Below are 14,901 nucleotides of genomic sequence, written 5' to 3' on the forward strand. Positions count from 1 at the left end.
GATAATGATGAAAAGATGTGATTGGGCTACCAAAAGTCTACAGCTAATGGATTATCATGATACCAAATGGGGCGTTCCTGATTATGATGAACAATCGTTGTTTCGAGATTTGTCACTTGAAATTATGCAAGCTGGCCTTCAATGGAATCTAATTTTAAAAAAATTAGATGGATTGGATGATATTTATCATCAATTTGACTTCGGTTACCTTGCTTATCATTTCGAGGAGGTTAGAAGGGGAGCCTTGAATGATGTCCGAGGAATTCGAAATCGATCTAAAATCGAGGCAATTTTAACGAATGCCCAAATTATGGCTGAATTAGAAGCGCAAAATATCCATTTTTTTGACCAACTATGGCAATTAGTTAATTACACGCCAATTGATCATTTAGTTAGTAATGATCAAGTTAATTTGGATGAAATGAAACCAATGATGGAAAAGTTTAAGCGTATGTTTCAAAAATACCATTTTAAAAGAGTTGGTCCCATGACGCTCTATTCTTTTTTACAAGCATCAGGAATCGTTAATGATCATGATGTTGAGTGCTTTAGGCACGATGAGATTTTGAAATACAGAGGGAGATGACGGGCTTGGAAGTCATCATGCCCTCAAAAGCGTTATTAAAAAAGATCGGAATAAGGATTAGAAAACGACGGTTGGACCTTCATATGACCCAGGCAGAATTAGCAAAAGGTCTTTGTACTCAATCGACGATTAGTGCGTTGGAAAACGATGGTTGTTTTAACCAATGGAGTATTATCCCAAAGATTGTATCACGATTAGGGATGAATCTGGATGAGATGTGTGTTTCTAATAATTACTGCTACGCCAAAGAATTATTGAAGCAAATTGAGTGTAAATTACTCCACTATCATTTTGAAAAGGCCAACACCATCATCAAAACGATCAAAGTTGAAAATATTGATTCAAAAGAAATTAAGGGACGTTATTATTGTGAACGTGGATTTGCTGAATTATTTTGCGGTGTTTCTTTAGACGAAGTCACTTTATGTTTTCATACGATGATTGATACCTATGCAGTTAAGGCGAATGTTGTTTGTACAGCATGGAGTTACTTAGGGATGTCCATCTCATATCGTAGATTGGGATGTCAAAAATTAGCCCATAAGTACTTAGATGATGCATTAATGAGAATGCATTATCTGCTTCATCAAAAGCAGACGAATTTAAACGAACGCTACATTATCATTAAGTTAGGATTAGCGATTGTTACCTTTGCGTTTATTTCTAACAATTACCAACTGGTTATCAATGAATCGAATCGGATGATTGCTTATTTAAAGCGTAAATATTCTTTTTATTGTTTGAAATCATTTTATAGTTTGAAGTACTTGAGTTATAAACAGGAAAAATTATGTTCAAAAGCTAAAGCGATCCAGAACAAGATTAACTTGTTGAATGGGGTTCGTGATAGTGGGAGAATTGATAAATTATTAAAAATTGCCAAACAAAAAAGCATTCGTTAAATTCAACGAATGCTTTTTTGTTTTATTTAGTAACTTTTTGTTTTCCCTTTTTAGGATCAACTTTTTGGTTATTTAAGTTAGTTCTAACAACTAAAACGTCACAAATAGCCATTCGCGTTACATATTCGGTCACAGAACCAATTAGTAAGCGTTCAACAGCATTTAATCCAGTAGCTCCAATCATGATCAAATCAATGTTTAATTTGGTTGGTAACTCTTTAGAAATAATTGTTTTAGGTGCCCCATATTCGATTGAGTAATCAACTTTGTCAACACCATCATCCTTGGCTTCACGAGCATATTGTTCTAGGGTTTTCTTAGCGTTTTGCGTTACTTCTTCAACCACGGAAGTATCAAAACTAGAAATGTTTTGAAAAGCTCGAGTATCCACAACGTGAACAATGTGCAAATGAGCATCATTTCGTTTAGCGACAGCAACGGCTTTTTTAAAAGCTAATTCGGATTCGTATGAACCATCAACGGGAACTAAGATATTATTGTATTCTTGTAGCATAAAAACCACCTCAATGTTTTATTTAACTTAATTCTAGTATTTTTTACTTGAAAAGTCAGATATAAAGGTTATTTATCCATGTACTGAATGATAAAAACTTCTGGAATAACAGCACATAAACAGCCGGCACATAAGACTAACAACGTGAAAACGGTGTTGTCAAAGAACAATGAAATAATCCCGAAAATTGCTACTACGAGCAGTATGATTCCACTAATAATTAAAATGATCCTTAATGAAGGAAATTTTTCAGGATGAAAGAGAAGGAAACTTTTATGAGCATGAGTTAAAAAGTAGATTCCGTTAATAATTAAAATTACGGAGAAAAATAACATTAAGACTTTGATGAGCATTAAAAACTATTCCTTTCCGTGATGCTTTTCAGCTTCATTAATTTTTTGATATTGATCAGCTAACGCTTTTTCGTATTTTCCGTTTAATTTTGGTTGGTAGTATTTCGCATCCTTAATTTTATCCGGAAGATATTGTTGTTGCACCCAATCGTTTGGGTAATTATGTGGATATTTATAGCCAACATGTCCCAGCCTCTTAGCACCCTTAAAGTGGGTGTCCTTAAGGTGATTGGGAATATCGCCATAATTTCCTGATTTTACATCTGATAGAGCATTATCGATAGCTTTAATGCCAGAATTAGATTTTGGTGATAGGCACAAATCAATAATCGCATCAGCCAAGGGAATCCGTCCCTCAGGAAGACCCAGCTTATCAGCAGCTTGCACCGCATTAACAGTTCTAGCAGCAGCTGCAGGATTAGCCAAACCAATATCCTCGTAAGCAATTACCATTAGTCTACGGGTTAATGAATTTAAATCACCTGATTCAATTAAACGTGAGGCATAATGAAGGGCGGCATTGACATCTGAGCCACGAATCGACTTTTGAAGGGCTGATACCACATTATAGTGAGCATCACCATTCTTATCCTGACTGAGGGCCTTCTTTTGTAGACAAGCTTCAATGTCAGAAAGGGTAAGATGAATAATACCATCCTTATCGGGTTCAGTTGATTTAACTGATAATTCTAATGCGTTTAATGCGCTTCTTAAATCACCATTCGTACTGTGAACTAAGAAGCGCATTGCATTATGATCAATTTTAACGTTTAACTTACCTAGTCCATTCTCTTTATCAGTTAATGCTCGTTCAACGGCTTTTTTAATATCATCACTACTTAATGGATGAACCTGAAAAATTTCAGTTCGGGAACGAATGGCTGGACTAATATTAATGTATGGATTTTCAGTTGTAGCACCAATGAGGATAATTTGTCCGCTTTCAAGTAAGGGTAGCAAAAAATCTTGTTTGGTCTTATCCAATCGGTGAATTTCATCTAAAAGAAGAACCACCGTACCGCTCATTTTTGCTTCCTCAGCGACAGCCTGAAGATCCTTCTTAGTATCAGTAGCTGCGTTTAACATTCGAAATGCATATTTAGTCGATCCAGCGATTGCACTTGCAATGCTAGTCTTTCCCGTACCAGGGGGTCCATATAGAATCATCGATGATAGTATTTTTGCCTTTACCATTCGATCAATAATTTTGCCCGGTCCAACTAAGTCTTGTTGACCAACAATATCTTCAATTTTAGTAGGTCTCATCCGATAGGCGAGGGGCTTTTGCATCATATATCTTCTTTCTACTTATGAAATAAACGTGAAAACCAAGATTCAGATTTTTTAGGTTGATCGTCTTGCTTCTTACTACTAGTCTTGTCAGGGTCAAAGTCAATTTGATCTTGATGGATTGCTTCCGGTGCAACGAGAACGACCGCATATTCGTCAGGTTTAGTTCCGTAAGCACTGTTATTTTTCAAAGTGAATTTAGCGTTATTTTGGCTCGCTAACTTCATGTAGGGCTGCTGCTGTTCCTCAGGAATATTACCATTAATGAAAAGTTGGTAATTAGGATGTTGTTTCATTTTGTCACTTAATTGATCAATCGCATTTTGGTTTTTATCATCAGCAACCGTAATTGCAAAATCGACTCTTTCACGAAAGGTTCCTAGGTATTTTCTTTGTTCATCAGGATTAATCTGAGGGGAATTCCCACTCATTGCTTGATCGAGACGATTTTGAACTGATCCTTTGTCATCTGCCATAATATTTGCTCCTTATTGGGTATTTATTATATTTTAACATTAAAGAAAATGGAGATACAAAAAGGCGGTCTCAATTGAGATCGCCTTTTTGTGAACAGACACAATATTTTAACGGTTGTAGTATTCAACAACTAATGAAGTATCGATATCTGCATTTAATTCATCTGGTTGTGGGTATCTAGTTAATGAACCTTCAAGCTTATCAGCATCAAATGATACGTAAGCAGGACGGCTAACAACTGATTCAACAGCTTCTTTGATGATTCCCATATCTTTATCCTTTTCACGAACGCCAATTACTTGGCCGGGCTTGACTTCGTAAGAAGGGATGTCAACACGTTTGCCATCAACAGTGATGTGACCATGGTTTACTAATTGTCTAGCTTGTCTTCTAGTAGTAGCTAAACCTAAACGGTAAACCATGTTATCTAAACGGCTTTCAAGCATAATTTCAAAGTTGTCACCATGCTTACCTTCACGAATCTTATCAGAGCGGTTAAACAATGAGTAAAATTGACGTTCAGTTAAACCATACATGTAACGTAACTTTTGCTTTTCACGTAATTGAACACCATATTCTGAGAGTTTTTGGCGACGACCTTGGCCGTGAACACCGGGAGCATATGGGCGACGTTGTAATTCCTTACCAGTACCTGATAAAGAAACTCCAAGACGACGAGAAATTCTCCAACTTGGACCTGTATATCTTGACATAAATGAATCCTCCAATAAAATATTTGGAGTAAAATAACGATGTGCGCTTAGTATTCGTGCATATTCCTCTGAATTTTCGCCTCAGCAGCCAATGGGTTACTAATTAAACTATAAGTAGCAAGAACATGTTGACGAGCTTACCGCGTACTGCTGCATTATTTTACACAAGCCTAATTATATGAAACTAAAGCATAAAAGTCAATGTAACATTAGAATTTGTGATGGTAAAAATTGGGAATGCTACCATACGTTTTGCCCATTTATGATATAATTATTTTAATAACAAGGAAAAGAATTTATACATAATTAATTTGTTGAAGGACGGATATTTAATGGTTAACGTCATTATTGGAATTTTAGTTGTAGTAGCTGTGATTTATTTTGCAGTTGTCATGTATCAACATCATTTATTAAAGATTGCAGAAGGAATCGAGGGCCGCGTTAAGCGGTTGAATGATCTGAATCTGCAGAATGAAATTAACAAGGTAAAGGATATTGGTCTAACGGGAGATTCACTGAGTAGTGTTAATAGTGCTCAGGCTGATTTTAATAATGTTACTAACAATTTAATTCCAACCATCAAGCAGAATGTTGAAGCTGTGAAAAGTGATTCAAAAGGAGTTAATTTTGTTAAAACTCGTGATGAATGTTCTGAAGCTGAACAATCCGTCAATACGGCTGAAGATGATGTGAAGGTCATTCGTCAATTTTTAGCCAAAATGAATCAGTTAAATTCTGAACATAAAAAGGCCATTACTGATCTGGAGGCACGTTATAAAGATTTAAGGAAAAAGTTATTGACTAAAAATGCTTCCTTTGGTCCAGCTATTGATGCCTTAGAAAATCAATTATCGACCATCGAAGGGACGTTTGATGATTTTTCTAGTCTTTCTAAAAATGGGGATCATGAAAAGGCCGATAAGATATTGGGGGATTTAAATAAATCAACTGACCAACTTGAGTTAGACGTTAAAAAGATCCCTCATATCTTTGCTACTAATAACGTTGAATTCAAAAATCAGATTGAAGAAATTAGTTCAACCCATGCCAAGATGAATGCAAGTGGCTATGAATTTGCAGATGATGAATTTGATGTTTCACTCGAAGAATTAAGAAGTGCGGTTTCGGATAATCTGAAAAACATTGCCCATTTGGATCTAAAATTAGCGGAAGATTCGGATAATGAGATTGAAACTAAAATTGATCGGCTTTATGACTTAATGGAAAAGCAGTTAGTCGCTAAGAAAAAGGTTGATAAGAACTTCAAAATTACCGGTGAATACATTCAGCATGCCAAAAAACAGAATCAGATTTTAATTTCAGAGTTAGATCGACTAAGTCATAACTATTCGTTAGAACATGGTGAGATTGACAATGCGAATGCTCTTGGCAAACAAATTGATGAAATTGAGGACACGTATAAAAAAGATCGCGATGCCATCAATAATAAGGAAGCCATTTATACTCATATTCTGGGGCACATCACCAGTAGTGATAGTCAACTCAATGAAATTGAAAAGAAACAACGCTTAATTAATGATTCAGTGGCCGACTTTAAGGATGAAGAGCAAAAGGCTCATCAAGTCCTAGATGATCTGGACTTAGAACTTCATGGTATTCAGCGTAAGATTGATGAATTGAATTTACCGGGAATTTCCCAGGACTATGTTGATTATTTTGGAATTGTTGCTGATGAAATTAAAGATTTGAACCGGACCATGGATAAAGTTAAGATCAGTATGGATGATGTGCAAAAACAGCTTAGTGTCATTAAATCAGATCGGGATACCCTCGAAGAAAAAACTGATGATTTAATTGATAGTTCGTCTCTAGCAGAGCAGGTCATGCAGTACGCTAACCGTTACCGCAATTCAAATCCAGAGATTAGTAGTGCCCTTTCTAAAGCTAAACATCTTTTTGATGATGAATATAAGTACCCTGAAAGTCTAGAGACAATTGCAACGGCAATTGATAAGGCTAATCCGGGATCATATAAAAGAATTGAAAATGCCTATTATAAAAATAAACAGGATTCACAAAACCAAAAATAATAAAAAACAAGTTGAATTGAAATTATATAATTTCAATTCAACTTGTTTTTATTATGATGTAATGCTGGTATAATGAAGTTTGTTGTAATTTGAACGAATTAAAAATAAGAGGAGATGCCATAATGATTTACTTTGATAATAGTGCGACGACTAAAGTGGATAGTAAAGTTCTGGACACTTATAATCAGGTAAGTGAAAAAATATGGGGAAATCCTTCCAGTCTTCATAACTTTGGTCAACAATCCTTTAATCTATTGAGTCAGTCACGGGACCAAATTGCTAAACTTTTAGGAGTGGAACCCAATGAAATTTATTTCACCAGTGGTGGAACCGAAGGTGATAATTGGGTTATCAAAGGAACTGCTAAGGAAAAACATCAATTTGGAAAACACATCATTACTAGTTCGGTTGAACATGCAGCTGTTAAGAATTCGATGCACGCGTTAGAGGATCTGGGGTTCGATGTTACCTACCTTCCCGTTGATAAAGAAGGACGAGTATCAGCTCAAGATTTAGAAAATGCGATTAGACCGGATACTATTCTAGTCTCCATTATGGCAGTGAATAACGAAATGGGAGCAGTTGAACCACTTGATGAGATTAGTGATGTTTTAAGAAAGTACCCTAAGATTCACTTTCATGTTGACGCTGTTCAAGCCGTGGGAAAGGGTCTCCATGATCTCGTTTTTAATGATCGGGTTGATTTTGTCACTTTTTCAGGACACAAATTTCATGCTCCAAGAGGAATTGGACTAATTTATGGTAGAAATGGCCGAAAGATTGCCCCATTAATGGATGGTGGCGGTCAAGAACGCGGTCAAAGAAGTGGAACCGAAAATTTGCCAGCCATTGCTGGAATGGCTAAAGCTTTGAGAATCATTTCAGATCATGAGACTGAAAGTGTCGCTAGCGAGCAAAAGATTCGAAAACAAATTTATGATCATATTACAAAATTTGATAAGGTGCATACTTTTTCTGGTTTATCCGATCATTTTGCTCCTCATATTTTATGTTTTGCAGTCGAGGGTGTTAAAGGTGAGACAATTGTGCATGCGTTTGAAGAACATGGAATCTACATTTCAACCACCAGTGCATGTTCATCTAAGAAGGAGGAGACGGCTAGCACGTTAGATGCTATGGGCATCGATCCTAGTATTTCACGAAGTGCAGTTCGAATCTCTTTAGGCGACAAAAATACTTTAGAGGAAGCTAATCAATTTAACCAAGTGTTTGATCAGTTGTACGAAGAATTCAAAAAGTTAAGCTAATTAATAATAATTATTAAATAATAAAGGAGTGAGAACGTGAAATACAGCGAAATTATGGTCCGTTATGGTGAATTATCAACCAAGGGGAAAAATCGAAAGGTTTTCATTGGTCAATTAGGTCATAATGTTAGACAGGTCTTAAAGCAGTTTGACGGAGTCACGGTAGATGCCCAACGTGACCGAATGCACGTTAGCTTGCATGACCAGGATGCAGGACCAGTCATGGACGCTTTGCAAAAGGTCTTTGGAATTGAAACCTTTTCGCCAGTCGTTAAATTAGAAAAAAATACCCCAATTGAAAAAATTCAAGAAACCGCTTTAGAAATGATTTCAAACCAATTTAAAAATGGTGAAACTTTCAAAATTTCCACGAATCGCCAAAACAAAGATTATCCATTAAATACTTATCAAATGAATGATGAAGTAGGTGGTTATGTTTTAGATCATTTAAAGGAAATTGAGGCTCAAATGAAGCATCCTGACATTAATTTACAAATTGATGTTCGAATGTCAGGAATTTATTTGTCTAGTCAGACCATTCAAGGCGCCCTTGGACTACCAGTTGGAACTGGTGGACGAGGGACAATGATGTTATCAGGTGGAATTGACTCACCAGTAGCTGCCTACATGGCAATGAAGCGCGGAGTTAAGTTAGATATGATTCACTTTTACAGTCCTCCATATACTAGCGAACAGGCGTTAGCCAAAGCCAAAGATTTAACCGCTAAGCTTTCTGCCTTAGGTGGAACCGTGGACTTTATTCAGGTTCCGTTTGCTAAGATCCAAGAAGAGATTAAGGAAAAGGTTCCCGAGGGATACTTGATGACGGTTCAAAGACGAATGATGTTACGAATTGCCGCAGCAATTACCATTGCACGTCACTGCGATGGTGTGTTCACAGGAGAATCCTTGGGGCAAGTTGCCTCTCAGACGCTTGAAAGTATGCGTGCCATTAACGATGTCACCAACTTGCCAGTACTTAGACCACTACTGTCTTTGGATAAAACTGAAATCATTAAGATTGCAGAGCAAATTGATACTTATGATTTATCAATTCTTCCTTATGAAGATTGCTGTACCATCTTTACTCCACCCGCACCCAAGACTAAGCCTAAAGTGGAAAAAGCTCGTGAGTTTGAACAAAATATTGATGTTGATGGATTAATGAAAGAAGCTCTCGATGGTATTAAGATTAGTAAAATCCATCCTGATGATGATTATCTAAACGCTAATGAAGATGTTTTTTCAGAATTACTTTAATGTGGTTGACGAAGCATCCTAAATTAAGTAGTATTTATTATGTTAAATGCATTGATCAAGAGTTTAATTGTTAGGACACACAGAGAGTGAATGAAAGCTGAGAAATTCATGTGTTAAAACGATTAATGTTGCTTGTGAGCAGTTATGTTGAATTAATAAAGATGTAATCGGTACTAGCCGTTATCTAGTTAAGTTGGAATTAGTAATAATTCAATTTAGGTGGTACCGCGAGCATTCGTCCTATTCTGGACGGATGCTTTTATTTTATAATGAGGTGAAGAAATGGCAAGAGAAGTTGATATGTCAACGAAGTATGATCCCACTTCTGTTGAAGCAGGGATGTATAAAAAATGGCTTGATGAAGATGTTTTTAAACCCAGTGGGAACCCAGAAGCAAAACCATATTCAATCGTTTTGCCTCCACCAAATGTTACTGGTAAGCTTCATCTAGGGCACGCTTGGAATACGACCCTCCAAGATATGCTGATCAGACAGAAACGGATGCAAGGATACGATACCGTATGGATTCCAGGCATGGATCATGCTGGAATTGCAACCCAAGCCAAAGTAGAGGCCATGTTAAATGAACAAGGAATCTCTCGTTATGATCTTGGTCGGGAGAAGTTTGTTGATAAGGTTTGGGAATGGAAGGATGATTTTGCTGATACCATTCATAAGCAGTGGGCTAAACTAGGATTATCACTTGACTACAGCCGTGAACGATTTACTTTAGATGATGGTTTGTCAAAAGCTGTTCGCAAGGTTTTTGTTGACCTATATAATCAAGGATTGATTTATCGTGGGGAATACATCATTAACTGGGATCCTAAGGCTCGCACTGCATTATCCGATATTGAAGTAATTCATAAGGATGATCAGGGGGCCTTCTACCACGTTAAGTATCCCTTTGCTGATGATACGAAGTTCAATGGGAAAGATTACATTGAAATTGCCACTACTCGACCTGAAACGATGATGGGTGATACCGCAGTTGCCGTTAATCCAAGCGATGAACGTTATAAGGATTTAGTTGGTAAGAAAGTGGTGGTTCCACTTGTAAACCGTACTATTCCAATTATTGCTGATCAATACGTCGATCCAGAATTTGAAACTGGAATGGTTAAAATTACACCCGCTCATGATCCTAACGATTTTAAGGTTGGAAATCGACATGATTTGAAGCGCATCAATACCATGAACGAAGACGCAACCATGAACGAAAATGCTGGTAAGTACGACGGTATGGATCGTTTTGACGCTCGCAAAGCCATGGTAAAAGACTTAAAGGATCAGGGATTGATGATTAAGATTGATCCAATTGTCCATTCTGTTGGTCATTCTGAAAGGACGGGAGTTCAGGTTGAAGCTCGGCTTTCGACCCAGTGGTTTGTCAAAATGAAACCATTGGCTCAAAAGGCAATGGAAAATCAGAAGACCAAGGATTCCGTTAACTTCATTCCAGAACGATTTGAGCATACGTTTATGCAATGGATGGAAAATGTTCATGATTGGGTCATTTCAAGACAACTATGGTGGGGACATCGAATTCCAGCTTGGTACAATAATCAAACTGGCAAAATTTATGTTGGTGAAAAGGCTCCCAAGGATCCAGAAAATTGGACCCAAGATCCAGATGTACTCGATACATGGTTCTCATCAGCTTTGTGGCCGTTTACGACTCTTGGTTGGCCGGACATTGATTCTAAGGATTACCAACGGTATTTCCCAACGAATACCTTGGTTACTGGATACGACCTGGTTTTCTTTTGGATTTCTAGGATGATCTTTCAAAGTTTACATTTCACTGGTAAGCGTCCCTTTAAAAACGTTCTTCTTCACGGCTTAATCCGGGATGAACACGGGGTTAAGATGAGTAAATCACTTGGAAATGGAATTGATCCGATGGATGTGATCGATCAGTATGGGGCTGACGCATTACGTTGGTGTCTTTCAACTGGAACAACTCCTGGCCAAGATATGAAGTTCAGTTACAGTAAAGTTGAGTCAGCTTGGAATTTTGTTAATAAAATTTGGAATGCTAGTCGCTACGTCATCATGAACCTCGGTGATATGAAACAGCCAAAATTGCCAGCACAATCTGAATGGAATTTAGCTGATCGTTGGATTCTTTCAAAGCTGAATCATGTGGTAAACCACGTTACCGAAGAATACGATAAGTTTAACTTTGGTGAAGCTAACCGTTCTCTTTATGATTTCATTTGGAATGACTTCTGTGATTGGTACATTGAAATGAGTAAGGAAATTTTAACTGGTTCAGACGAAGTGGCCAAGGAAAATACTAGAAACATTTTGGCGTACGTCCTTGATCAAATCTTGCGACTACTTCAACCGGTGATGCCATTTGTTACCGAAAAAATCTGGCTTTCAATGCCACATGTTGGAAAGTCTTTGGTAGTCGCTGATTATCCGGCAAATCATGACGAATTTAACGATTCACAGGCTGAATCCGACATGAATCATTTAATTGATGTTATTAAGGCGGTTAGAAATATCCGTTCTGAAGTTAATGCACCATTATCAAGCCCAGTGGATATCTTGGTTAAAACTGATGACCCAGAATTGAAAAAGGTTTTGGAAGATAATAGTGACTACATTGACCGATTTGGTCATCCCAACAAGTTAGAAATTGGGACTGATATTAACATTCCTAAGTTGGCCATGACATCAGTGATTACGGATGCTGAGATCAGCATTCCGTTGGATGAACTAATTGATTTAAATGATGAAAAAACTCGTTTGCAAAAAGAAGTTCAAAAATTTGAAGCAGAAGTTCAACGGGCACAGAAAAAGCTGGCTAATAAAAAATTCGTTGAAAATGCTCCTGAAGCCGTTGTAAACGAACAAAAAGAGAAGCAGAAGGATAATGAAAATAAACTTAAAGCCGTTCAGATTCGCTTAAAAGACGTTGAGGATGCTCTAAATAAATAACATTAAAGCTCAGCTAACAAGCTGAGCTTTATTTTTGGAGATGTAAGACCATGATTACTAGTTATAAAGCCGCCTTGAATTATATTCACGGGCGGCCACGCATTAAAAAAGAACCTCCCACTAAACGAATGGAACATTTGATGGGAAAATTAAAGCATCCAGAAGCCAAATTAAAGTGTATTCATGTAGCAGGAACGAATGGGAAGGGTTCCTGTGTAGCTTACTTGAGTAACATGCTCCAAGCTGCTGGGTTGACAGTAGGAACGTTTACCTCACCATTTATGATTAGGTTTAATGAACGAATTAGTGTTAATAATGTTCCCATTTCTGATGAAGCAATTCGCAAACTTGTTCAAAAAATCAAGCCAGTTGTTGATCAAATTGATCAAACAACTCCATCTCTTGGACCGTCAGAATTCGAAATCATTTGTGCCATGATGTTTTTATATTTTCAAAGCCATCCGGTTGACATTGTCATTGTGGAAGCAGGAATTGGGGGAAGGTCTGATTCTACCAATGTGGTTCATTCTCAACTTTCAGTTATCACTACCATTGGAATGGATCATATGAGACTTTTAGGTGACACTGAAGAACAAATTGCTGATAATAAAGCTGGTATTATTCGACCCAATCGTCCGTGTGTGATTGGAAAAATTAAAAGGGGACCACGTGAGGTAATTGAGAAGACGGCTCAGAAACTTCAAAGCCCGATCTTTAGAGAAGGGGAAGATTACCGTTTTATTCCTCAAGAGCAAAACCAATTTGATTTTATGAGTTCCAAATTTAGGATCAAGAATCTCACGATGAAACAAATTGGAAGCTTTGAGATGGAAGACGCCGCCATTGCTATCGAAGCCTTCCTGATTTATGCTTCTAATTATTTAAACCAAGATCAAGGGAAACTCGAAAAGGCCGTCAGATTAGGAATTGCTCAAGCGCGATGGATTGGACGAATGGAATTAATTCAACCTAACCCTCCAATTATGATTGATGGAGCTCATAATGTTCCCGCCATTAAAAAACTGTTTTCGGCAATTCGGGCTTCCTATAGTCAATGGAAAGACTATCACCTTACCGTTATCATGGGAGTTTTTGCTGACAAACAATACCCAGAGATGTTTAAAATTGTGAATCAAATTCCTAATGCTGACATTATTTTGACCCGTTTTACTGCCAACGAAAACAGGGCCAGCGCTGATTTCAATGGTCTTGATGTTTCTGGCAGTGACCACGTCGCATTCATTAGTGATTGGAAGCTGGCGTTAAAGCAAGCGATTGATCAAGATTTGAAAAGTAAGAATGAGCAACGATTGATTTTAGTCACTGGTTCACTTTTATTTATTTCGGAAGTTCGGAAACTAATTAAAGAAAATGAAGAAAAACTTAAGTAACTAAATTTGGCTTTATATTCCTGACTGATGTAAATGCAGTATGATATACTAGTCTTATCAAAGTAATAACTTAAAATTTAAAACTTAAAAATTGAAGGGATGAATAAATTGTTCGGATTAGGTACGAAAAACATCGGAATCGATTTAGGAACCGCTAATACCATTGTATATGTTGATGGAAAGGGAATCGTTTTACGAGAACCATCTGTGGTTGCTAAAAATACCAAAACCGGTGAAGTTGTCGCTGTGGGACAGGAAGCAGAATCGATGATTGGCAGAACGCCAGCTAGTATCGAAGCCATTCGCCCAATGAAGGATGGGGTAATTGCTGATTATGATACTACGGTAGCCATGATGAAGTATTATATTGATAAAGCCCTTGGCAACCACGGGGCCAAACCATACGTAATGGTTTGTGTTCCTAGTGGAATTACAGCCGTTGAAAAACGCGCCGTAATTGATGCTACTCGTGTGGCAGGAGCCAAAGATGCTTATGTAATTGAGGAACCATTCGCTGCAGCTATTGGTGCGGGATTACCAGTGATGGATCCTACTGGTAGTATGGTAGTTGACATTGGTGGTGGAACTACTGATGTGGCAACCATTTCTCTTGGCGGAATTGTTTCGTCTCGTTCAGTTCGAATGGCTGGTGATAAACTTAATGAAGTGATCGTTACTTTCATTAGAAAAAACTATAACGTTTTAATTGGTGAGCCCACCGCTGAACATCTTAAGTGTTCAATCGGTTCTGCCTCAATTGGCACTGCCAAAGATATGAGTGATGAAACCGTTCGTGGAAGAGACCTTCTGACGGGGTTACCAAAATCAGTTGAAGTCACTGCTGAAGATGTTGCTTCTGCGATGCATGAAGATATTCTTGAAATTATTACCACAATTAAAGAAACCTTGGAAGAAACATCACCCGAAATCTCGGCTGATGTGATTGATCATGGAATTGTGTTAACTGGTGGTGGTGCATTACTTAAGAATCTCCCCGAAGTAGTCTCAGATGCCACTCAAGTTCCCGTAACCATTGCTAAGGATCCTATGGATTGTGTTGCCATTGGTACGGGTGAATCACTTAAGAGTATTGAAGTAATGAATAAAAAATAAACTGGATAAGCGGGGATTTAATTCCCGCTTATTT

At 37.5% G+C, this 14,901-nt stretch carries 12 protein-coding genes and 1 other annotated feature; of the genes, 8 read left to right on the forward strand and 4 right to left on the reverse strand.

The window, feature by feature from the left end; all coding sequences use genetic code 11:
• Window positions 1-4: 4 nt before the first annotated feature.
• Entirely contained in the window at window positions 5-586 is a 582-nt protein-coding gene (locus FC73_RS04250) for a DNA-3-methyladenine glycosylase I (protein WP_029327124.1), read from the forward strand.
• 17 nt (window positions 587-603) lie between these two features.
• Window positions 604-1,488 carry a helix-turn-helix domain-containing protein gene (locus FC73_RS04255; protein WP_158529764.1) on the forward strand — a complete coding sequence of 295 codons (885 nt, stop codon included), beginning with the start codon at window positions 604-606 and terminating at the stop codon, window positions 1,486-1,488.
• A gap of 22 nt (window positions 1,489-1,510) precedes the next feature.
• Here FC73_RS04255 and FC73_RS04260 read toward each other — a convergent pair whose 3' ends face one another.
• The 4 genes from FC73_RS04260 to rpsD all read right to left on the reverse strand — a co-directional run bounded on the left by FC73_RS04260 (window position 1,511) and on the right by rpsD (window position 4,835).
• Entirely contained in the window at window positions 1,511-2,002 is a 492-nt protein-coding gene (locus tag FC73_RS04260; RefSeq protein ID WP_010021967.1) for a universal stress protein, read from the reverse strand.
• A 359-nt stretch (window positions 2,003-2,361) separates the two neighbouring features.
• The gene (locus FC73_RS04270) at window positions 2,362-3,645 is read right to left on the reverse strand and encodes a replication-associated recombination protein A (protein WP_010021969.1); all 1,284 of its coding nucleotides are present in this window, start codon (window positions 3,643-3,645) and stop codon (window positions 2,362-2,364) included.
• Window positions 3,646-3,659: 14 nt separating this feature from the next.
• A complete protein-coding gene (locus tag FC73_RS04275; protein ID WP_010021970.1) occupies window positions 3,660-4,121 on the reverse strand; it encodes a YueI family protein in 462 nt (153 codons plus the stop codon).
• 108 nt (window positions 4,122-4,229) lie between these two features.
• Window positions 4,230-4,835: a 30S ribosomal protein S4 gene (gene rpsD / locus FC73_RS04280; protein WP_010021971.1), complete on the reverse strand. Its 606-nt coding sequence runs from the start codon at window positions 4,833-4,835 to the stop codon at window positions 4,230-4,232.
• Window positions 4,836-5,167: 332 nt separating this feature from the next.
• Between rpsD and ezrA the strand changes: the two genes are divergently transcribed.
• From ezrA to FC73_RS04310, 6 genes are all read left to right on the forward strand, one after another.
• A complete protein-coding gene (gene ezrA / locus FC73_RS04285; RefSeq protein ID WP_010021972.1) occupies window positions 5,168-6,886 on the forward strand; it encodes a septation ring formation regulator EzrA in 1,719 nt (572 codons plus the stop codon).
• A 122-nt stretch (window positions 6,887-7,008) separates the two neighbouring features.
• Window positions 7,009-8,154: a cysteine desulfurase family protein gene (locus tag FC73_RS04290; protein WP_010021973.1), complete on the forward strand. Its 1,146-nt coding sequence runs from the start codon at window positions 7,009-7,011 to the stop codon at window positions 8,152-8,154.
• A 36-nt stretch (window positions 8,155-8,190) separates the two neighbouring features.
• Entirely contained in the window at window positions 8,191-9,414 is a 1,224-nt protein-coding gene (thiI, locus tag FC73_RS04295; RefSeq protein WP_010021976.1) for a tRNA uracil 4-sulfurtransferase ThiI, read from the forward strand.
• Between the two features lie 42 nt (window positions 9,415-9,456).
• Window positions 9,457-9,660: a binding site (T-box leader), on the forward strand.
• 36 nt (window positions 9,661-9,696) lie between these two features.
• Window positions 9,697-12,363, forward strand: a complete 2,667-nt coding sequence (locus tag FC73_RS04300; protein WP_010021977.1) for a valine--tRNA ligase — start codon at window positions 9,697-9,699, stop codon at window positions 12,361-12,363.
• 50 nt (window positions 12,364-12,413) lie between these two features.
• Complete coding sequence (locus tag FC73_RS04305; RefSeq protein WP_010021979.1) at window positions 12,414-13,754, forward strand: bifunctional folylpolyglutamate synthase/dihydrofolate synthase; 1,341 nt, start codon at window positions 12,414-12,416, stop codon at window positions 13,752-13,754.
• Between the two features lie 99 nt (window positions 13,755-13,853).
• Window positions 13,854-14,867, forward strand: a complete 1,014-nt coding sequence (locus FC73_RS04310) for a rod shape-determining protein (RefSeq protein WP_081454153.1) — start codon at window positions 13,854-13,856, stop codon at window positions 14,865-14,867.
• The last annotated feature ends 34 nt before the right edge of the window (window positions 14,868-14,901 follow it).

Origin of the sequence: Fructilactobacillus fructivorans (assembly GCF_001434095.1) — a bacterium.
GTDB classification, from domain to species: Bacteria; Bacillota; Bacilli; order Lactobacillales; family Lactobacillaceae; genus Fructilactobacillus; species Fructilactobacillus fructivorans.

What these genes read in the sequence shown, in the direction of transcription:
- FC73_RS04250 (WP_029327124.1), top strand. Translation starts at nt 5, where the DNA reads ATGATGAAAAGATGTGATTGGGCTACCAAAAGTCTACAGCTAATGGAT.
- FC73_RS04255 (WP_158529764.1), top strand. Translation starts at nt 604, where the DNA reads ATGCCCTCAAAAGCGTTATTAAAAAAGATCGGAATAAGGATTAGAAAA.
- FC73_RS04260 (WP_010021967.1), bottom strand. Translation starts at nt 2,002, where the DNA reads ATGCTACAAGAATACAATAATATCTTAGTTCCCGTTGATGGTTCATAC.
- FC73_RS04270 (WP_010021969.1), bottom strand. Translation starts at nt 3,645, where the DNA reads ATGCAAAAGCCCCTCGCCTATCGGATGAGACCTACTAAAATTGAAGAT.
- FC73_RS04275 (WP_010021970.1), bottom strand. Translation starts at nt 4,121, where the DNA reads ATGGCAGATGACAAAGGATCAGTTCAAAATCGTCTCGATCAAGCAATG.
- rpsD (WP_010021971.1), bottom strand. Translation starts at nt 4,835, where the DNA reads ATGTCAAGATATACAGGTCCAAGTTGGAGAATTTCTCGTCGTCTTGGA.
- ezrA (WP_010021972.1), top strand. Translation starts at nt 5,168, where the DNA reads ATGGTTAACGTCATTATTGGAATTTTAGTTGTAGTAGCTGTGATTTAT.
- FC73_RS04290 (WP_010021973.1), top strand. Translation starts at nt 7,009, where the DNA reads ATGATTTACTTTGATAATAGTGCGACGACTAAAGTGGATAGTAAAGTT.
- FC73_RS04300 (WP_010021977.1), top strand. Translation starts at nt 9,697, where the DNA reads ATGGCAAGAGAAGTTGATATGTCAACGAAGTATGATCCCACTTCTGTT.
- FC73_RS04305 (WP_010021979.1), top strand. Translation starts at nt 12,414, where the DNA reads ATGATTACTAGTTATAAAGCCGCCTTGAATTATATTCACGGGCGGCCA.
- FC73_RS04310 (WP_081454153.1), top strand. Translation starts at nt 13,854, where the DNA reads ATGAATAAATTGTTCGGATTAGGTACGAAAAACATCGGAATCGATTTA.